We start from the raw sequence: 21,061 nt of genomic DNA on the forward strand, positions 1-21,061 counted from the left end.
AAGTCGTCCACCCGCATGCTCAATGCTGATCTGGTTCGTGCTGCCCAGGAGAATATTCGCCCCTGGGTGCATCGCACTCCGCTAATTCGATCTTCGTCGCTATCGGAGCGATGGGGAGCGAATGTGTTTTTGAAGCTGGAATGTTGGCAGAAGACCGGTTCGTTCAAGCCGCGCGGCGCATTTAACAAGCTGCTAAGTCTTGACGCTCAACAACGCGCACATGGCGTGGTTGGTGTCAGCGGCGGCAATCATGCACAAGGTCTAGCCTACGCGGCCCGGGCACTAGGTATCTCGGCCGTAATCTGCATGCCCGAAACTACTCCGGAAAATTATCTGTCCGCGACGCGCGGTTATGGAGCCGAGATTCGCCTGTTTCCCACGATTCACGCAGCCTTTGCTGCCGCCGAGCAGATACAACGTGAAGGTCGCGTCTATGTGCATCCGTTTGACGATCCGCTGCTGGCTGCCGGGCAGGGCACTGTCGGCTTGGAGATTCTGGAAGATGTGCCTGACATCACGCACTGCTACGTCAGCATTGGCGGTGGCGGTTTGATCGTCGGCATCGGTGCCGCGCTCAAGGAGCATTCGACCGCTGTTGCTTCGAAAGGCAAACTGCCGCGACTGATCGGTGTCGAGACGGTAGGTGCCGACGTGATGGCTCAGAGCGTGGCTGCGCAGCAGTTGATCGAATTGCCGGCGATTACCAGCATTGCTCGCACACTGGGAGCGCCTCGCGCCTGTCGGCTGACCTTTGAATTGGTTCGCCAATGGGTCGATGAATTGGTCGTTGTTCCTGACGCCGACTGCGTGCGCGAACTGTTTTACCTGCTGGAGCGTGCCAAAATCCTGGTCGAACCCGCAGCTGCCTGCTGCCTGGCAGCAGCCCACCAGCATCACAATCAATTCCAGCCGGATGACAATGTCGTCATCTTACTCTGCGGTGGAAATGTAGCCGCCAGCGACCTGTGCCGCTGGCTGCACGATTTCCGTTAGCAGCTTTCCTGCAGTTACGTTCGCCAGTACGTGGATGAGGCTGTCGTTGCGACCCTTCGTCTGGCGACGGTAGCTAAGTTTGCGGTCGCCGAAAACTGGGCAAGCATTTTTCCTCATTTTTCGATATGCTTAGCGCCCACACTCGACATACGAATTACACCACACGCCAACCTGCTGATTTTATAGCCAGGCGACATAGGATAACGTCAGACCCGTGAATGGATTGGTAAGCGGCTATTGGCCGGTGGCCCGAGCAATACTGACTCCCGTGTGGAATAGCATCCGCGATTTGATACCTATCGTGAGCGTGGTGTTGCTGTTTCAGTTGGCCGTGTTCCAACAATCCATCGAGCAGCTGTCCGGTCTGCTGGCTGGACTGTTGCTAGTGATCGCCGGTCTAAGCTTATTTATCAGCGGTCTGGAATTGGGGCTGTTTCCTCTCGGCGAGGGTATGGCTCATGACTTTGCCCGTAAAGGCAGCGTGCCATGGATGCTGGCCTTTGCTTTTGCGTTGGGTTTTGGAACCACCTTTGCAGAACCGGCGTTGATCGCCATTTCGGGCCAAGCTGCTTCGCTGAGCGTCACTTCGGTAGTGGACGGAGATTTGGAGGCGACCCGACGTTCTTTCGCGCTGACTCTCCGACTGATCGTTGCCGTATCTGTCGGCTTGGCTTTAGTGCTGGGGGTCATTCGCATCATCACCGGCTGGCCACTGCATCTGATGATTATGATCGGCTATGTGCTGGTGATTATCCTCACACCATGGGCACCCAGGGAAATTGTGGCCATCGCCTACGATTCGGGGGGCATCACCACCTCGACCATTACCGTACCGTTGACAACAGCTTTAGGCATCGGATTGGCCTCTAGTATTCGCGGGCGCAATCCGATGTTGGATGGTTTTGGTCTGATCGCCTTTGCATCGCTGCTGCCGATTTTGTTTGTTTTGGTCTTTGGAATGCTGGTACTGGATACCACTCAATCGCTGGCTGTGGAAACTGCATCGACTGCATTGCTAGAGCCGGGGACGGAATCTGTGGTGCAGCAGGAGTTGTTCGGTTCGCTGTTGGATTCCTTACTATCGACCTTAGTAGACGTGTTGCCCATTTTGGGCGTAGTGGGTTTATTTCAATTGCTGGTGCTACGCCGTCGCATCCACAGACTGCCTCAGGTGATATGGGGAGTTAGCTTTGTTATCACTGGTCTGACCTGCTTCCTGGTCGGATTGGAGCTGGCGCTATTTCCGCTTGGGGAAACGATGGCATTGCAGTTGACGGCTGGAGTGTCTCAGCCTGCCGCTGAGATGCTCGCCGCCGATTCGTCCGGCACAGCAGCGCCAGTCGCTTGGTATCATTACTACTGGACATATCTATTTGCTTTTGCCATCGGAGCCAGCACTACCATCGCCGAGCCTTCGCTGATCGCTGTCGCCATGAAGGCCGAAGAGGTATCCGGTGGGGCCGTCCGGGCCTGGGGGCTGCGTCTGACCGTGGCGCTGGGGGTAGGCATCGGCGTGTGCCTTGGAACGTTTAGAATTGTGACAGGCATCCCGCTGCCCTATTTCATTCTGATCGCTTACATGATTGTCATTGTTCAAACTTATTTTGCTCCGCGCATGATCGTGCCCATCGCCTATGACTCGGGTGGCGTGACTACCTCCACGGTCACGGTCCCGCTGGTTGCCGCCTTAGGCATTGGATTAGCCAGCAACATTCCCGGTCGTGATCCATTAATCGACGGTTTCGGTCTGATTGCCTTGGCGGTGCTGTTGCCGGTCATCAGCGTGATGGGCTATGCTCAGTTGGCAGCCAAGTTCAGTCGTTCTTGAAATTGCTGTTCACAAACCTTTCGCATGTCCCTGGTCATTAGCGGACAAACACTTTCATCATTCCTAAGTATCGAAGTTCAGGTATTCATCAATGCAATTCAAGCTATTGATCGCGTTAGTGGATGATGACAAGACCAAGAAGGTCATGCAGGCCGCTCGTGAATGCGGAGCTACCGGGGCCACTATCATCGGCAATGCCCGAGGCGAGGGTCTCAAGCCCATCAAGTCATTTTTGGGACTGGCACTAGAAAGCCAGCGAGATGTAGTTCTGTTTTTGGTCGAAAGCCACCTGAGTCGGACCATCCTGGAAACCATTGGTCGGGTTGCAGAATTTGACAGTCAACCTGGCACTGGCATTGCCTTCCAATTGAATGTTGAAGATGCCGTGGGCGTGAGTCACCAAATTGAGAAGTTAACTGAACTGGTCGAGGAGCAACTATGACCCAAACGAAAACTATCGTCCGTGTATCTGACGTGATGAAAAGAGAGTTGGATATTGTGGACGGTAAGCTGACCGTTAAAGAGGCGTTGCTGTCGATGAAGCATCCTGAGACACGTGCACTCATCATCGACAAACGTCATGCCGATGATCAATATGGCATGGTTCTGTTGTCCGATATCGCCAAGAAAGTGTTGGCGGCCGACCGTTCCCCAGACAGAACCAATCTGTACGAAATCATGGCCAAGCCAGTGCTGAGCGTGCCGCCGGAAATGAGCATCAAGCACTGTGCGCAATTACTGGAGAGATTTTCGATCATCCGTGCACCTGTGATCGATCAAGGTCAAGTCGTCGGCATTGTCAGCTACCACGACTTGGTGCTCAACGGACTGATGCAGATCATTCGAGCTAGCTAACTGTCGATCATTTTTTTTAACCGCGCACACCCAGTGTCTTGCCCACTTATGGCAAGCCGCGCGGGACCAAATCAATCTCAGTCGCATTCTAATTGATTGTTACCCACTATCTTCAGGGAATATTCTCGCGTAACCACGGCCCCGATTATCAGACCCTACAAAGCTAGTGAGAACCTGGCCTTGAACCACTGGAAACTACCGGCAGCATTAACATCCATAACCATGGTGATCGGACTGGGGCTTCAGTTATGGTATTGGCCGCAGTTGCCAGAGCAAGTGGCCACGCATTTTGATGCACAGGGTAATCCGAATGACTGGATGGGCAAGCTACCTGCCACTTTGCTGGCCGCCGGATTAGTGACGCTCCTGCCACTGTTCTTTATTGGGATCGGTCAGGTGATTGGCTGGTTACCCGTCTGCATAATCAACTTGCCGCAGCGCCAATATTGGCTGGCGACAGAGCGACGCGCTGACACATTACAGTGGATGACCGGCTGGATGATGTGGCTGACTGTGTCCATTACCGTTTTTATGGTGGCCATCAATCACTTAACCTTCCTTGCCAATCGCGATGCCCAGCCTCTTTCGGTAGCTTGGTTTTGGGGAATGCTGGGCGGTTTTTTGTTATGGACGTTTGTCCTTGTATTGGTCATGCTGCGTAGATTTGCCAAGCCAATGTAAATGAGCGGGTGGTGTTGACCGCGAACGCTACACTGATGGCAAATCTCGCACCGCACAGGCTATGAACAGGAAATCATGGTTACGCAAACGGTATGGCTGTTTCACCGCGGGACTTACGATATAGCTATCGCCTTTCGGACACAGGTTGCGGAACACCTCGACCGCCTTCGCATCGAATTTATCTGGATTGATTGAACATTCGACCACATCCAGCCGATCGCGACAGTAAAAGATATCGGTGTCATCACAACGCAATCGCAGCGCATCCAGCACTAAAGGTTCCCACAACAGGCCCCGGCATCATCGCGAATCGTATTCCAGCCTTTCTGTAAGGTGACGACCAAACATAAAGCCTGATGTCGATAAATCGCAGCTCCCAATTCCGATTATTGGGACCGTATCACCCCCATCGTGCCGCTCTTCCCCAATCGCGAAGCAACAAATGATAGAACCGTTTAATGGCCAGTGGCAGGAGTCCCTCGCTCGCGCTGCAGGTTGTGACGATCAGGCGATGATGTCCTGGATGACGCGGCCGGCGACGTCGGTTAGGCGGAAGTCGCGGCCGGCGTAGCGGAAAGTCAGCCGCTCGTGGTCAAAGCCCAATAGATGCAGCATGGTGGCGTGCAAATCGTGGACACTGGTGGGGTTCTCGACTGCCTTGAACCCAAGTTCGTCAGTGGCTCCGTAGACCGTGCCGCCGCGCACGCCACCACCAGCCATCCAAACGGAAAAGCCATAGTGATTGTGATCGCGACCAAGCAACGCTTTGCCATCACCACCCAGTTCCACGGTGGGTGTACGGCCGAATTCTCCGCCCCATAAGACGAGCGTCTCGTCAAACATGCCGCGTTGCTTGAGGTCGGTTAACAAGGCGGCCATGGGCTGGTCGATTTCTGCAGCCAGCTTGCGATGGTTCTTCTCGATGTCGCTGTGATTGTCCCAGGGTTGTCCAGCACCGTGCCATAATTGAACGTATCGCACTCCGCGCTCGACCAAGCGCCGCGCGATCAATGTCTGACGTCCATGCACGCCGCTGCCATACATGTCCAGCATACTCTGGCTCTCGCGACTCAGGTCAAACGCTTCAGCGGCTTCGACCTGCATGCGAAACGCCAGCTCAAACGACTGGATGCGTGCGTCCAGTCGCGCATCGTTGCGCGGCTGACGATGTTGGGTGTTAAGCTGCTGCAACAGATCCAACTGTCGTCGTTGAGTCGCCAACGATGCGTGAGGACTGCGAATGTTTTCGATCAATTTATCCAGCTCTTGATGCTGCGGATCGATAAAGGTGCCTTGATATGCACCGGGTAGGAATCCGGATTGCCAGTTCTCCGCATCTTTGATTGGATAGCCGCCGGGACACATGGCCACAAAGCCGGGCAAATTTTGATTCTCGATGCCCAAGCCGTACAGCACCCATGCGCCCACACTGGGCCGAGGCTGTACCGAATCACCGCAATTCATCAGCATCAACGACGGTTCGTGGTTGGGTACCAAAGCGTACATCGAACGAATCACCGCCAGACTGTCGGCGTGCTCGGACGTCTTCTCGAACAGCTCGCTGATTTCCAGTCCGCTTTGGCCGTAGCGCCGAAACTTGAAGGGCGATGGAAAGCCAGCACCGGTCTTGCGTTCGGTGGTCAGATTATCCGCTACACTACGATTCGCGTACTTAGCAAGTGCTGGCTTGGGGTCGAAAGTATCGACTTGTGACGGCCCACCGTTGAGGAAAAAATGGATGACTCGTTTGACTTTGGCCGGAAAGTGCGTCTGACCACCAACCAACAGCGTGCGTCCATCCGCTGCGGCAGCTGCCGAGTAGCCTTGACTGTGCAGCAAACCGGCTAGGCCAAGTCCGCCTAGCCCTAGCGCGCTGCGCTGCAGCAGGCTGCGGCGGTCGATGAGTGCGGTAGAGTTGTAATGGGTTGTCATAGGCTAAACTTTGCTACGTGGCGCGAGGCAGTGCACGCTACACACTTTTCCATGGGGTGGTAAGCCGGCGCGGGGCCGAACCAATTAAGTTCATGGCTTCCTTGACTGTCTCTAGATGTTCTTGCGTTTACCATAAGCCTTGTTCCGGCCTCGCGTGTCCCACCCAACAGTTAATCAACAAACGCAAATTCATTCGTCATCAGCAGCACTTGAGCTAACTGTTCCCAGCGCGATAGTCGTGGCTGCGCGGGTCCTGTGAAATTGCGCGCAGCATCCCAAACGGTTAAAGCTGTTGACGTGTGGTTGACTGCAGACTGGTCAGCGTCCTGATCGGCAACCTGTCGAATGACTGGTGCCCACAAGTACTGGTCGCTGTTGAGCTGTTGGATGATATCGACCACAAAGTCTATTGTATCACCGGCCTGCACATCGAAACGATCGACATTCAATTCAGCTTGATCGGCGCGCAAATTCACTGCCGCCAGCAGCCCATGGCGACTGGAAACAATCTGCAAGCGAACACCATCGGCCACATCGGGTTCATGCTTGGCCAGCGATTGGATAGCGATGCTCATCGCTGCCGGAGCTGTCCAACGGCGAACGCTGGCGTGTTGCAAGTCGTTGCCGGGATGTCCACCGGCAGCGGTCAACTGGACCCACCCCAGCCCTCCGTCTGGATAGGCTGCACTGCCTTGCCAGGCCGACCCGGTGAAGTAGGGCAGGGGAGTAAAATCGCTCAGCGTGCCAGCAGCTTGGTCGATGGCCGCGTATCCGTAACTCCACGTCAGCGATTCGACTGAAGGTTTTTCATTGGAGTCGTCGTCTGGCTGAGCCAAGAATAGTTCCGCAGCCGCTTGTTCGGTCGGCGATGGATCGCGCTGGACTACTTGCCGATACAACCGTTGAATCGACATTGAATCGGACAGAGGATCGTTGGTTACCGATTGCTCCGCCTCGAGCGCGGCTATCAACGATTTGGCACGATACACCAAGAATGGATGATTCAGGCAGTAAAGTGCCTGCTGAGGTACCAGCGTCTCGCTGCGGCGACCGATGTGCAGATCGGGATTGGCGAAATCGAAGATACGCAACGTTCCGGGTAAGAACTGACGGTCGACCAACCCGTATAGAGTGCGGCGATGGTGCGTATCTTGGGCGGTGAACATTTCCGTCGCCTTGCCGCCGGGACGATCATCCAAACTGCCGCTGACCCGCAGCCACGAGTCTCGCAACTCTTCGAACTTCAGCCGCCGGGGAGCGACCCGCCACAACAGACGATTGTCGGGATCCATTTGAAAGGCTCGCGTGAAGCTGGTCAGATGCTGGCCGACAACGGCTGGCTGGTCGTCACTGATTTGTTGAGGCAATTCTGAAGCCTGCCGAAACGTCTCGGACAGCACGATCATGCGCACGATCGCCTTGGTGCTCCACCCTTGCTCGATCAAACGGGTGGCCAGCAGGTCTAGCACTTCAGGATGGCTGGGCGGTTGGGCTCGCAATCCGAAGTCGCTGGGCGTGCGCACCAGTCCTTCGCCAAAACAATGTTGCCACAGACGATTGACCCATACCCGCGGGGTTAGCGGGTTCGATGGATCGACGACTCGCTGGGCTAACTCCAAACGCCCACTGCCGATCTTAAATGGTTCTTGCGGGCTCTCTGATAACAGCGACAGAAACTGTCGAGGCACTCGCGAACCTTTGTTAGCCGGATTACCGCGTCGCAGGATTCGCGCATCGGACAGACTGTCACGATCAAACAGGCCAACGGCCACGGTTGGTGGCTGGGGTGCTTGCAAGCGCCAGCGGTCAACTTCGCCTTGCAGCTTCCATAATTCATTGCAAGTTCCGGAATCAAAAAAAGTTTCCGTGGCGATCACCTCTTCGTCGGGCACTTCGCAAGGCGCAGTCGCTCCATACAACACATCCAGCAGCGGCCCAGCCTTTGTCACCCAGGCTTGATCTTCCTCGAACCACCCAGCGGTACGTGTCTCCTGCAATTGTTTCCATTTGTCGTTGACTCGCGAAAACAATTCGCCGTACCGATCGGCTACTTGCCTGAGATCGCTTGGTGACGTTTGAAATAACTGGGCGATCCACGGATGCGGATGGGTTGCCGCTACCGTTGAGTGTGCCAGCTGCTTGATAACCTGTTCCGCTCGCTGAGTGAATTGATCGGCTGGCAAGGCGGCAAACTGAAACCAGGCTCCGAAGATCGGATCGCTGGCACCATCCCGCCGCGACAGAAACGCCTCCCAACGCCGTACGAAGGCCGGGATGAGATCGTCCACCGCCAGGATCACATCGAACCCCTCTTCGGGGTATTTGTGCAATTCCGACTGTGCAAACAGATAGTCGGCCAATCTGCTACGAACCCGATCGGCGGCCTGTTGGCGACTAGCGGCGGTCTTATCAGCCAGTGCCTTTAGTCGTTTATCCAGTTCAGCTTGAAATTCCGTGTCCGTATTAGCATCGGAACGATACGCAGCCAGATCGACTTGTCGGTCGGTACTGCATTGGAATACGCCGTACAGCGAATAGTAGTCGCTGGTGGGAATGGGATCATATTTATGATCATGGCATCGCGCGCAGCCGACCGTCAGCCCCATCACACCGCGACTAATTACGTCGATGCGATCGTCGATGATATCGTGAGTCACCCCCAAGAATCGCCGGCCCAATGTCAACAGCCCCATGGCAGCCAGCGATTGAGGCTCATCAGCGGCAACTTGATCGGCAGCGATTTGGAGCTTGATGAATTGATCGTATGGCATGTCGCTGTTCAGCGCTTCGACTACCCAGTCGCGATACAGGGCCGAGTGAACATAGAATCTTTCCTCGCGGGCATAGACGTAGCCTTTAGAGTCGGAGTAACGCGCTACATCCAACCAGGTGCGTGCCAGATGCTGACCGTACGCGGGGGAAGCCAGCAGTCGATCGATCAAATGCTCGTAGGCATCTTCCCGTGAATCACTCGCGAACTGCTCGACTTCTTCGTACGCAGGTGGCAGGCCTGTCAGAGCGTAAGTTGCGCGGCGAATCAGCGACCGGCGATCGGTGCGCGGAGTGGGGTGCAAGTCATGTTGTGCGAGACGCTGCGTGATGAAGCTGTCGATGGCATTCTGCGCTGGCCGGCTGCCAGAGGCAATCTGCGGCGGCAGAGGTTGATTGAGCCGCTGGAATGCCCAGTGGCTCTTCCAAGCATCCGGCGATGTGGGCGCGACTGAGTCGCTTGGCCAAGGAGCCCCCATCTCGATCCACTTTCGCAGCGCTGCAATCTGCGGTTCGCTCAATGGCTGGTCCGGGGGCATGTCGATATCGCCGCCTCGCGACACCACTTGATATAGTAGGCTCTGCCCCGGATGGCCCGGCACGACCACCGGCCCACTGTCGCCGCCATGGGCCAGAGCTTCAGCCGAATCCAGTCGCAAGCTATTCCACTGCTTCGTCGCACCGTGACATTGCCAACAGTGTTCGGCCAGCAGCGGACGAATTTCGGTCTCGAAGAATTCGTCAGCCGAATGCTCAGCGTGCACCGGGCCGCCGATCCACAGCTTGACCAGCAGCCCCACACAAATAATGGACCAACAGCGCATACAGATTGCCAACAGAACACGAAGTTTAATCGCTCTAAGTGAGCGTCATTGACTACCATTCATTATACTATGTCTGATTCTTGGCTGTTGAGGCCGGTAACGAACACCCTTCCAGGGCTGAGCGACGTTTTGAGCTGTGCGGTGAATTTGAATAGATCAGCCAGACAGAAATTGCGGACACGGGTGTCCGTTGTACGTCAGTCGATCGCGATGGCATTTTCGTGGTTGATGGTACATGCCACCGTGATTGCTAACCTCGCAGGACAGTCGACCATCGATTTTGTTGCGCAGATACGTCCCATTCTCCAGTCGCGCTGTTACGATTGCCACAGCCAGCAGCAAGCGGAGTCCGGGCTGAGGTTGGACATCAAGGCCACCGCCATGCGCGGCGGTGACCATCATGGCGTCGCCATTTTTCCGGGTAACCCGAGTCGCAGCCCGCTGGTGGAATTGATCAGCAGTTCGGATTCGAGCAGACGCATGCCGCCGGACGAACCATTGAGTGACGCTGAAATACAAACGATCATCCGATGGATCGCAGAGGGCGCCAACTGGCCGGACGGAGTCGATACGGCCACACTACCCGACAAAACCAATCATTGGTCATTTAAGCCCCTGACTGAGTATTTTGAATTTCACTCGATCGACCAGTTCATCGACCAGCGGTTGGCTGAGCACGGCTTGCAGCGCTCCCAACCAGCTTCGCCGGCTCAGTGGTTGCGACGGGCGACGCTGGATCTGACCGGACTGTTGCCAGAGCCCGAGGAGATACAGCGTTTTGCCGCTCAAGCGGTACCAGATTATGCTGCCCAGGTCGAGCGGTTACTTGGCAGCCCGACCTACGGCCAGCGCTGGGCTCAGCACTGGCTGGACGTGGTGCGTTACGCTGACACTCACGGTTTTGAAGTCAACACCGAACGCCCCAACGCCTGGCCGTATCGCGATTACGTGATTCGCGCCGCCAACGCTGACGTTCCCTACGACCAATTCATCCGACATCAACTTTGCGGTGATGCGTTGGGTGAAGACGCGGCGACCGGATTTTTGATCACCGCGTCAGTTTTGTTACCGGGCCAAATTGGCAAGGACGCTCCGTCAATGCGATTGGCTCGACAGGATGCCATCGACGAAATCGTCAATAACATCGGGCAAACATTTTTAGCTTTGAGCATCGGTTGCGCACGTTGTCATGATCACAAATTCGATCCGATCACCTCAGTCGATTACTATGCGATGCAGGCGTTCGTTGCCGGAGTTGAGTATGAAGATCGGGAATTGGGCGGTCTTGAAGCGTCAGCTCCGTCCGGTCAAATGGTGTTTGCTGGAAAGTTTCGTGCGCCCGATAACATCCACTTGCTCAATCGTGGCGATCCCGAACAGCCGCTGCAACCCGTGTCCCCGGCGGTAATTCGCGCTCTGGCCGACGTTCAATTGGATGATTCCGCCAGCGAGCAGCACAGGCGGCAGGTGCTGGCTGATTGGATTGCCAACCCCCTCAATCCGTTGACCGCCAGAGTCATTGTTAATCGCATTTGGCAAAGCCACTTTGGAGTCGGCTTGGTAGAAACACCGGGCGATTTTGGTCATGGTGGCCTGCCACCCAGTCATCCGGAGCTGCTGGATTGGTTAGCTGCCGAGTTCATTCGATCGGGCTGGAGCGTCAAGGCGCTGCATCGACTGATCATGCTGTCGGCGACTTACCAGCAATCGAGTCATGCCGTCGCCTCACTGCTGGCTCGAGCGCTGCCCGCCGATGCCGATGGTCGGCTCTTGTGGCGTTATCCGTCTAGGCGACTGGATGCCGAAGTCATTCGCGATTCCATGTTGCAGGCCTCCGGTCAGTTGAATCTCACCATGAGCGGTCCGGGTTTTGACCTGTTTGAGCAGCGCGGCGGCTTGAGTGGCTTCACGCCCATCGAAGAATTGAGCGCTGCCAATAGCCGACGCATGATCTACGCACATCGAGTGCGCCGTGAGCGTGAAGCGGTTTTCGGAGTTTTCGATTGTCCCGACGGCGGTCAAAGCACTCAAGTACGGCGCGAGAGTACAACCCCATTGCAGGCTCTGAATCTGCTGAACAGTTCGTTTACGATGCAGTGCGCCCAGGCCCTTGCCAGGCGAGTGTCGCTTGAGGCTGGCGATGATACCATTTGCCAGATCCAACGAGCATTCTGGTTGACGCTCTCGCGCCCGGCAACCGATGACGAGATATCCGAGTTTGCCCCATTGGTCCAGCAGCATGGTATGATGGTGCTGTGTCGAGCCCTTTTCAACAGCAACGAATTTCTCAACCTGCCATGAACCTGGTCGTGCCACCCTCTACGCCAGCGTCGATTGCCGAGAGAGCAGCAAGACGGGATCGCCGCAGCTTCTTGAGTGACAGCGCCACCGCGCTATCGTCGATGGCTTTGCTTCACCTGCTGGGGGCCGATGGGTTACTGGCCGGACAGAGTCCTGTGGGCATTGATCCGGAGCGACCTCACGCACCGCGGGCACCTCACTTTGCAGCCAAGGCCAAGAATGTAGTGGTCATCTTCTGCGCCGGTGGCGTTAGCCAATTGGAGACCTGGGACTACAAACCCGAGCTGATCCGCTGGGACGATCAACCGCTGCCAGGTGGTCCATCCGTAACATTCCAAGGCCCCGCCGGCAATTTGGCTCGTCCGCAATACGCCTTCCGACAGCATGGACAGACCGGAAAGTGGGTCAGCGATTTGATACCTCACCTGGCGCAGTTGACCGATGATATCGCCTTTGTACATTCGCTGACTAGCAAATCCAACACGCATGGTCCGGCCGAGAATTTCCTATCGACCGGATTTGTTCTTGACGGCTTTCCCAGCCTCGGTTCGTGGGTTACCTATGCCTTGGGAAGCGAGAATCAAGACCTGCCGGCGTATGTGGCAATCCTCGATCCGCGCGGAGTACCCCAAAACGGTTCGAACAATTGGGGCGCTGGCTTTTTGCCAGCTGCCTTTCAGGGGACCACTCTCAGCGCCTCGGAGCCGGTGCGCCATTTGGCGGTCCCGCCCGGTGTTACCCACGAGGCTGAGCAAGCGACTCGATCGATCCTGCGGGCGATGAATGCGCGGCATTGGCAAGCCAGCGATGGCGACCAGCGCCTGGCAGCTCGCATCGCTGCTTACGAATTAGCGGCCCGCATGCAGCTGAGCGTGCCAGAAATTTACGATCTGAGCGACGAGCCACAACACACTCTCAAAATGTACGGCGCAGATCAACTGCACAACCCTGACAAAGCCGCCTTTGCCCGCAACTGTATTGTCGCCCGTCGTCTGCTGGAGCGCGGCGTGCGCTTTGTCCAGCTCTTCAACGGTGCCTACGCCAGTGCCGGAAAATTGAACTGGGACGGACACAACGCTTTGAAAGAGCAATACGATGTGCATGCGGAGATTCTGGACCAGCCCGCTGCCGCACTGATCAACGACCTGAAACAGCGCGGTCTGCTGCAAGAAACTTTGGTCGTGTGGTGTACTGAGTTTGGCCGCATGCCTTTCTTTCAAAAAGGTGCTCAAGGCCGCGATCACAATCCCGACGGATTCACCTGCTGGCTGACGGGGGCCGGTGTGAAGCCCGGAGTCAGTCATGGAGCCACCGATGATTTTGGTCAGCGCGCCGTCGCTGATGTGCATCCACTGTACCACTTCAATGCTACAATTTTACATCTCCTCGGCTTGGATTTTGGGAAACTCAGCTTCGAGCACAACGGCATTCCCCGGCGGCTGACAAACGTTGAAGGCAAAATCATCCGCGAGATCTTGGCCTAGCCCATGCTAGATCGCTAAATTCGAAGTGATGGGACCAGGGGGGGCCGATGCAACTTGGGGGCATCAAGCCCCGGTACATTCTGAACACAGCAACCATCCGCCCAGTACAATAAGTCCGGCCCCGCGCCGGCCCATCACGTGAGTGAACAAAGTATCGCCTGAGCATCTACAGAACTTCCATCAAGGAGCCATCCAGCATGCATCTTGGCCAATCGCTATGTCTCTGCCAACTGTTGTTGACCTGCCTGATGACTTTCTGCAGCAGTGGCTCGATGCTTCATGCCGCAGATGCGCCACCCAAGAACGTCTTGTTCATCATGGCTGATGACTTGAATAATTTCCTAGGTTGTTACGGTGATTCGCGGGCCAAGACTCCCAACATCGACCGACTGGCCGCCCGGGGCACATTGTTTCAGCGAGCCTACTGTAGCTTTCCGTTGTGCGGTCCCAGTCGCAACTCGCTGCTGACTGGCTTGTATCCCAATAGTACCGGCATCATCCTTAACGGCCAAATCTTCCGACAGACGATTCCGCAACATGTCAGCCTGCCGCAGGCGTTTCGCCTGAGCGGCTATTTTGCTGGACGTATCGGCAAACTCTATCACTACAATGTACCTCGGTCGATTGGCACCAATGGCCATGACGATCCTGGATCATGGGAACTGGAATTGAATCCTGCTGGCGTCGATCGACTAGAGGAAGAGCCATCCATCTTTTCGTTAGTTCCGGGGCAGTTTGGCGGCACCCTCAGTTTTTATGCCTCTCCCAAGAGCGACCAATTTCACACGGATGGACTGCAAGCTGCCGAAGCCGAGTGGGTGCTGGAGCGCTGTGCCACCCGCCGCGAGCGCCCTTTCTTTTTGGCGCTTGGATTCTTTCGCCCCCACACACCCTATGTTGCTCCCAAGCAACCCTACTTCGACATGTACCGTCTGGCCGATATGCCGTTGGTCAGTGGAGTACAAGAGGATCAAGCCGACTTGCCGGCTGCCGCTTTAGGGAGTTACAAACCGGAGCAGGATCAACTGACCGATACGCTGCGTCAGCAGTTTGCGCAGGCCTACTACGCCAGTATCAGTTTTATGGATGCCCAGGTTGGACGCGTGATCGACGCTTTGGACCGCCTGAGGCTAGCTGACAACACGATTATCGTCTTTACCAGCGATCACGGTTACCACATCGGGGAACATGGATTGTGGCAGAAGATGAGTCTGTTTGAGGAGAGCGCTCGCGTGCCGCTGTTGATCGTCGCACCGGGCGTAGGCACACCGGGCTCTGTGGTTCAATCGCCGGTATCACTGGTGGACCTTTACCCGACACTAGCCGAACTATGCGCAGTGCCCGCGCCGGACAACCTCCAGGGGCAGACGCTGGTACCCATGCTCGAACAACCAGACACCATCGGTCGCGGCTGGGCCTTGACGCAAGTTACCAGGCGGGGCAAGCGACGCAGTAGCGAAACCGAGTATTACGGCTATTCACTGCGTACCGAACGTTGGCGATTGACGCTGTGGGATGATGGCCAGCACGGCCGAGAACTGTATGATCACCAGCGCGACCCCAGGGAGTTGCACAACGTAGCGGATGATCCCAACTATGCTCAGCAAATCCAGGAGCTGACAGCTCAACTGCGCTCTGCCGTGGAAACCACTTTACCTACTTCTGGGCAGATGCCCGATGTAAAACCTGCCCTGTGGGCTCCCAATCTGACGGATCCCTGACCAGACCAACCAACTGTGGCTGCACTCGCTGTCTCGCAGCTACTACACCTTTGATGAGCCTTGAAATGCGAAGACACATCTGCCTAGGAATCTTGTTGACCATATATTGCTCCCGCTACGCCATCGGTAATGAAACGGAAGAGACGGTCGTTCCGCCAGGTCAACGCGCAACTAATCAAATCATAGTTTCCCCCCAAGGTCCACGCGATGGAGGCGATTTTGGACCGCACACCAGAGGCACCAAAACATCCGGACTACAGGAAGCCTTGTTGGCAGCCAAGGAACAGGCCAAGGATGTTTACTTGGCCGGAGGAAGTTGGACTGCAGACACCACGGAGCCCGTCGTATACCATCTGCACGAGACGCTCACGATTCCGTGGATGCAAAACTTTCGATTAGACTCGGGCCATTGCGTAATCAATTACACGCCCAAGAGTGGCGATGCTGTAGTGTTCGACAGTCAGATGAGCTGCGTGTACCGCTTGGGATTGATCGTCTCTCAGTCGGATGGGGCAGTAGTACGGATGAAGCCAACCACTGCCGGACCAGATCGATTCAAAGTCATAACTTCAACCGAATTTACTTTCAACGCCGTTGTCGGTGGTGGCGGAGCATGGCCTGGCGGCGAACCGTACAAGAGTGTGCTAAATCCCGATCAACAGTGGCGTGGTACGGGGCTGGTGTTGGATGGTAGTCAGGGCTCGATTGACGCCAATAAGATCACAGTCCTGGAGACGGTTGGCTGCGCGATCGGCTTAGACTTGGTCGGCGCGGTGACACGCAACACTATCGAAGAGATCAACATTCATCTGAGTGAACTCCATTTGCGCATTGGCTCGGCTGACGATCAGCGGCCCAGCGACAATCGAATTTCGGCTTTTTTTGATTGCCAGGGCATCGCCACCGGACGAGGTGCCCAGGTATTCGGTTCGCGGAACTTCTTAACCCTCAGCACTCGCCCCTTCCCACATGGCCCCGATCTCATTCTCGAATCAAGCGCCGAGGGAAACTTAATACTTTTTCATTCTCCCTACCACCTAGAAGATCGTTCTCGGCCAGGAGCCAATCAAATCATTGGCGGAGAAAAATCTGTAAGGTAGAAGAAATATGGTTTCCGAGCGAGTCAATTTCCAAGGAATCGTTGGCGACCGCGCGAATTGGCTGCTTCTGTTGGTTCGACCAGCTAACACACTTAGGCTGTTAGCCGAGGATATCGTCAATCACTTGTCCATAGTCGATCTCCAACCGCTTGCGGCCGGGAATGTTTAACTGTCGCGAATCGAGCCCCAGCAAGTGCAAGGCGGTGGCGTGGATGTCGGTGACGTAGTGCGGATGCTCAACGGCGTGGAAGCCAAATTCATCGGTGGCACCATGCACGTAGCCAGATTTTAAGCCCCCTCCAGCCATCCAGATAGTGAATCCATGCGGATGATGATCGCGGCCGGTGCCAGCTTTATTTAAGCTGGTGATCTCCAAAGCTGGCGTTCTTCCGAACTCGGTGGCGCAGACCACCAGGGTCTCATCCAACATTCCACGACGTTTCAAATCGCGAATCAGTCCTGCTAGCGGCTTGTCGACTCGTCCACAGGATTTCGCGTGCAACTCCTTGATGTTCGAATGTGAATCCCATTCGCCGTAGTCGCTCAAGTAAACCAGCGTAAACCGCACGCCGCGTTCGGCCAAGCGCCGGGCTGTCAACAACCGCCGGCCATACAGTTCGGTAGTGGCCTGGTCGATGCCGTACAGCGCCAGTGTTTCGGATGATTCGTGGGATAGATCGAGCGTCTCGGGCGCGGACATCTGCATGCGATAGGCCAACTCGTAGGCGCGAATGCGGGCGGCTAAATCGGTGTCGGTAAGATACTCTTGTGCAGCCAGCCGATTCCAACGATCGATCAGCTGGTATTGGGCTTGCTGTTCTGCTGGCAACACATCAGGCAGCCGGCGACCGTAGGGCAGGGGATTGGCTGGGTCTAGTGACAGTTCGACGCCGGCGTGCTGTGGCCCCAGGTAATTGGCATCAAAGTTCCGCTTGACGCGCAGGTCTTTGTATTGCCCCAGAAAAACGAACTGCGGCAAGTTCTCATTCAACGACCCCAAACCGTAAGAAACCCACGATCCGATGCTGGGCTGCTGTTCGTCCAGCGAATGCCGTCCGTTTTGAAATTGGAACTCAGCGTTATGGTCATTGTCGGTAGTGTACAACGAACGCACGATGCACAAGTCGTCGACAACACCAGCCAGATTGGGCAGCCAATCGCTAACCCAGATTCCATGACGACCATACTGACGAAAGCCGACTTGCAGAGGCATGATCGTCGAAATAACTTCGCGGTCAAAGCCGACAACACTCCGCGAGCGCTCCAGGTAAATCGGCAGTTTTTGCGGATTGGGCAGGTTCGTTTCGTCGTAGGTCTTACCTGCGAATTGATTGAGCAACGGCTTGGGGTCAAACGTTTCCAGATGACTCACGCCACCTGACAGAAAAATCCAGATTATGTTTTTGGCTCGCGGCACAATGGGCTGGAAGGCTTGGCCAGCTTGGGCCGGTCGCGATATTCCATCGCTCAGGAGCAATGACCCCACGGCCATCCCACCCAGCCCCAAGCCCCAATCGCTGATGAACGATCGGCGATTGGTTCGACCACAAAAGGCACTGGCTGCTGAGCGTAGGTTCTTATGAGTCATAACACCACCCCGCTTAACGAATCGTAACGAAATCGTTGTGACTGAACAGACTGATCGCCAGGTTTTCGCGAGCGCGCTGCGCGATGTCCCGCGAAGCCGGTAGAACGTCTTGAGCACCGGTCAGCGTTCTCTGGTCGGTCGATACAGCGCTCAACTGTTGGCGCTGCTGCTCCAGGAATTCGAGCGATACCTGCAATTCATCTAGCGACGGAGGTCGGCTGAGCACGCGCTGAAAGGCCAAATCAACAAAGTCTGAATCGGCCTGACTGTCATCCGGCTGACGGCTCAATTGCTGGACAACGGCAGCCGCCAAACTTCTGCCGCTGCTAACCATCAGTTCGCTATTGGTCATGGCCAGCGACTGCTGTGGCAACACGGTACTGGTGCGCCTGTAACATTCGCTGACATTGGGACCGTCAAAGGTATCCATGAACTGCATCTTGGCTTCCCCGTGAATCGTAAAATACAAGCTACGACGCGAGACTGTAAACCAGTGGGTATTGTCGATCTCAGGCCCACCTAACGATCGATCGAGCAATCCAGCGCAAGCCAACACGCTATCGCGAACTACTTCTGCTTCCATTCGCAATGGCAGGCGTCGCCAATAGGACTCATTGTCTCGATCGGCATCTAACCCCGAATGATCGACAGATGGATTTGATGCGCGTCGATACGCTTGACTGGTCACGATCAGCCGATGAATATGCTTCATACTCCAACCGTGCTGCATCAGTTCGACCGCCAGACCGTCCAGGATTTCAGGATGTGTCGGCGGCTTGCCTTGTGCGCCAAAGTTGTCGGTGGTCTGGACCAGCGCTTGTCCAAAATGTCGCAACCAGATGTGATTGACGGCCACGCGAGCAGCCAGCGTATTCTGCGGGCTGGTGATCCACCGCGCTAGAGCCAGCCGACGGCCGCTGCTGCTGGCGGGATAGCTCGGCGACAGAGGGGTATAACTGGTGTCGGTAGAATTCAGGCCTTCAATGGCGGTGTCCAGCGCGGTACGAGCCGCGCTGACAGCCTGACTGGCTTTGGTCAGCTCCTCTTTCGCCTTTTCGATCTTCTCGGCTGGCGCTTCGGCCACCTGCCGCTGAGCATGCAAATGCGCTCGCTGTGTCACCTGGAGTGCATGCTCTGCTGACTCGTAGGTCAACTGTCGCTCAGCCACATGCGCGTGACGAGCCAGTGACTGTGCATCGCCCAATCCGCGATAGCACGCGTCGTCGGCTGCGATACGACTGCGGAGCGCTGTACTGCGAGCCTCGGCAACCAGTCGTGCCGCTTGAGCCACCCGCAGATCTTGTCGAGCGATCAACAGATCATGCTCGGCCCGCGCGAGCGTTTCTGATGATGGCAGTGCTGCGGCTGTAATGGGCTGCGCGGATTGGGCGAACAGATCGTCCAGCCGCCTATTGGCAGTTGCGAGCGTCGCGGCGGCCTGCTCACATAGCTGCTCAGCCTGCAATTGCTGGGCCGCAGCATTGTGCAGTTCATCACGGCGAACAAATTCCTTGAGCCCCGGATAACTGGCTTCACTGGGTAGTGTTACGGGTTCGATGACAAACGGCTGGCTGCACAGTGCCTGTGGTGGACTGGGCTCCAGCGGAGGTTTGTCTTCGATGCGATTGCGGGCATCGCCGCTGTGATACATAAACGTCTGTGCATCCAACTTCTCATCGAATACGCGAATGGCACCGGTAGCGATCGGACCATAGGAATCGGCATAGACATATTTTTTGAATGGCCCCGGGTCGGCCTGCCCCGCAACGCGATCATGGCGCAATTCGAGCGGCTCGAAGAAGGCACGAAAGCGAAAGTAATCTTCTTGGGTGATCGGATCGTACTTGTGATCATGGCAGTGAGCACAATTAATCGTCAAACCCAAAAAAGCTTTGGCGGTATGCTCAACATTGTCCTTCATCCAGCTTTCATAATTCCATTTGTACCAGTTGCGCACCAGAAATCCGGTGGCCACTAGGTTTTCGTCATCGGTCGGCGCTAACTCATCGGCGGCCAGCATCTCCATCACCATCCGATCGTAGCCTTTGTCCTCGTTGAGTGATCGCACGATCCAGTCACGCCACCGCCAGATTTGCGGATAGGAATTCATCACGTCCGGTACCGAGCGCCGACCATACCAATCCGAGTAACGCCATACGTCCATCCAGTGACGTCCCCAACGCTGGCCGTACTCGTCGCGCTGCAGCAAGCGCTCGACCAGTCGCTGGTAGGCGTTGCCGTGTGGGTCCGCCAGAAATTCGGTGACCTCTTCGGGGCTGGGTGGCAATCCCAGCAGGTCCAAATACAATCGGCGGACCAGCGTTCGTCGGTCCGCGTCCGGCAACGGCTGAATACCAAGCTGTTGCTGTCGAATACTCAACACGCCATCGATGGGATTTGACATCTCTTGGCGGGCGTTGCCAGTTTGCGAGAAGCCCAGCGGAGGGCGGAGTGACCAGTGCTCACGCGGATCGAGCTGAGGCGCATCATCAGGCGGAGCCGGCGCGCCGGCTCGAATCCAATCAGCGATGTAATTTGCTTCCGCAGCCGTCAATGCCGCGCCTTCGGGCGGCATGCGCTGAGTTCGATCAACGTGCGTGATTCGCTCCAGCAGCAAACTGGTGGCGTCTCGTTCGGAGGCAACTACTGGACCGCTATCACCACCGGACAGCATTGCTGCCACCGTATCCAGCCGTAGTCCTGCCTCCTGCTTCAGCGCTCCGTGACAGGCGTAACAGCGGGCAGTGAGAATCGGTTTAACATGTTGAACATAGTATTCCGCAACCTCGACAGAGACCTCAGCGCTGGCGTGTGGATCCTCAGCAGCGGAGGTCACTTCTTCGGCTGGAAGATGTCCGTTGCCGACCAGCAAACTGGAAGCCAAGCCGGCCGCGATCAGCCAGCCAGAATTGCGAAGTGATGTCCAACAGTTGACCTGCATGGCGATCGATCACTCGTTCAACAAAATACACCTGCAAAAAAACA

14 protein-coding genes are annotated in these 21,061 nt (G+C 56.0%); 9 read left to right on the forward strand and 5 right to left on the reverse strand.

Annotated features, from left to right (window positions below; all coding sequences use genetic code 11):
• The first annotated feature begins 15 nt into the window (after positions 1 to 15).
• From KF752_05300 to KF752_05320, 5 genes are all read left to right on the forward strand, one after another.
• Positions 16 to 993 carry a threonine/serine dehydratase gene (locus KF752_05300; protein ID MBX3420958.1) on the forward strand — a complete coding sequence of 326 codons (978 nt, stop codon included), beginning with the start codon at positions 16 to 18 and terminating at the stop codon, positions 991 to 993.
• A 214-nt stretch (positions 994 to 1,207) separates the two neighbouring features.
• Positions 1,208 to 2,821, forward strand: a complete 1,614-nt coding sequence (locus KF752_05305; GenBank protein MBX3420959.1) for a DUF1538 domain-containing protein — start codon at positions 1,208 to 1,210, stop codon at positions 2,819 to 2,821.
• A gap of 91 nt (positions 2,822 to 2,912) precedes the next feature.
• Entirely contained in the window at positions 2,913 to 3,263 is a 351-nt protein-coding gene (locus tag KF752_05310) for a P-II family nitrogen regulator (protein ID MBX3420960.1), read from the forward strand.
• Positions 3,260 to 3,676: a CBS domain-containing protein gene (locus KF752_05315; GenBank protein ID MBX3420961.1), complete on the forward strand. Its 417-nt coding sequence runs from the start codon at positions 3,260 to 3,262 to the stop codon at positions 3,674 to 3,676. The genes KF752_05310 and KF752_05315 overlap by 4 nt, the downstream gene beginning before the upstream one ends.
• Positions 3,677 to 3,856: 180 nt before the next feature.
• Entirely contained in the window at positions 3,857 to 4,357 is a 501-nt protein-coding gene (locus KF752_05320) for a DUF1648 domain-containing protein (GenBank protein ID MBX3420962.1), read from the forward strand.
• 27 nt (positions 4,358 to 4,384) lie between these two features.
• Here KF752_05320 and KF752_05325 read toward each other — a convergent pair whose 3' ends face one another.
• The 3 genes from KF752_05325 to KF752_05335 form a co-directional block, all read right to left on the reverse strand.
• Positions 4,385 to 4,630 carry a hypothetical protein gene (locus KF752_05325; protein MBX3420963.1) on the reverse strand — a complete coding sequence of 82 codons (246 nt, stop codon included), beginning with the start codon at positions 4,628 to 4,630 and terminating at the stop codon, positions 4,385 to 4,387.
• A 231-nt stretch (positions 4,631 to 4,861) separates the two neighbouring features.
• The gene (locus tag KF752_05330) at positions 4,862 to 6,289 is read right to left on the reverse strand and encodes a DUF1501 domain-containing protein (GenBank protein MBX3420964.1); all 1,428 of its coding nucleotides are present in this window, start codon (positions 6,287 to 6,289) and stop codon (positions 4,862 to 4,864) included.
• Positions 6,290 to 6,459: 170 nt separating this feature from the next.
• Positions 6,460 to 9,882: a PSD1 domain-containing protein gene (locus tag KF752_05335; GenBank protein ID MBX3420965.1), complete on the reverse strand. Its 3,423-nt coding sequence runs from the start codon at positions 9,880 to 9,882 to the stop codon at positions 6,460 to 6,462.
• A 228-nt stretch (positions 9,883 to 10,110) separates the two neighbouring features.
• Between KF752_05335 and KF752_05340 the strand changes: the two genes are divergently transcribed.
• The 4 genes from KF752_05340 to KF752_05355 all read left to right on the forward strand — a co-directional run bounded on the left by KF752_05340 (position 10,111) and on the right by KF752_05355 (position 16,488).
• A complete protein-coding gene (locus KF752_05340) occupies positions 10,111 to 12,183 on the forward strand; it encodes a PSD1 domain-containing protein (protein ID MBX3420966.1) in 2,073 nt (690 codons plus the stop codon).
• Positions 12,180 to 13,667 carry a DUF1501 domain-containing protein gene (locus KF752_05345; GenBank protein ID MBX3420967.1) on the forward strand — a complete coding sequence of 496 codons (1,488 nt, stop codon included), beginning with the start codon at positions 12,180 to 12,182 and terminating at the stop codon, positions 13,665 to 13,667. Before KF752_05340 ends, KF752_05345 begins: the two co-directional genes overlap by 4 nt.
• Before the next feature lie 197 nt (positions 13,668 to 13,864).
• Entirely contained in the window at positions 13,865 to 15,388 is a 1,524-nt protein-coding gene (locus KF752_05350) for a sulfatase (protein MBX3420968.1), read from the forward strand.
• Positions 15,389 to 15,453: 65 nt separating this feature from the next.
• A complete protein-coding gene (locus KF752_05355; protein ID MBX3420969.1) occupies positions 15,454 to 16,488 on the forward strand; it encodes a hypothetical protein in 1,035 nt (344 codons plus the stop codon).
• Between the two features lie 100 nt (positions 16,489 to 16,588).
• Here KF752_05355 and KF752_05360 read toward each other — a convergent pair whose 3' ends face one another.
• Together KF752_05360 and KF752_05365 are read right to left on the reverse strand one after the other, a co-directional pair.
• Positions 16,589 to 18,076 carry a DUF1501 domain-containing protein gene (locus KF752_05360; GenBank protein MBX3420970.1) on the reverse strand — a complete coding sequence of 496 codons (1,488 nt, stop codon included), beginning with the start codon at positions 18,074 to 18,076 and terminating at the stop codon, positions 16,589 to 16,591.
• Between the two features lie 13 nt (positions 18,077 to 18,089).
• Positions 18,090 to 21,017: a DUF1553 domain-containing protein gene (locus tag KF752_05365; GenBank protein ID MBX3420971.1), complete on the reverse strand. Its 2,928-nt coding sequence runs from the start codon at positions 21,015 to 21,017 to the stop codon at positions 18,090 to 18,092.
• Positions 21,018 to 21,061: the final 44 nt, after the last annotated feature.

It is taken from the genome of Pirellulaceae bacterium (assembly GCA_019636385.1).
Taxonomy (GTDB): Bacteria; Planctomycetota; Planctomycetia; order Pirellulales; family Pirellulaceae; genus Aureliella.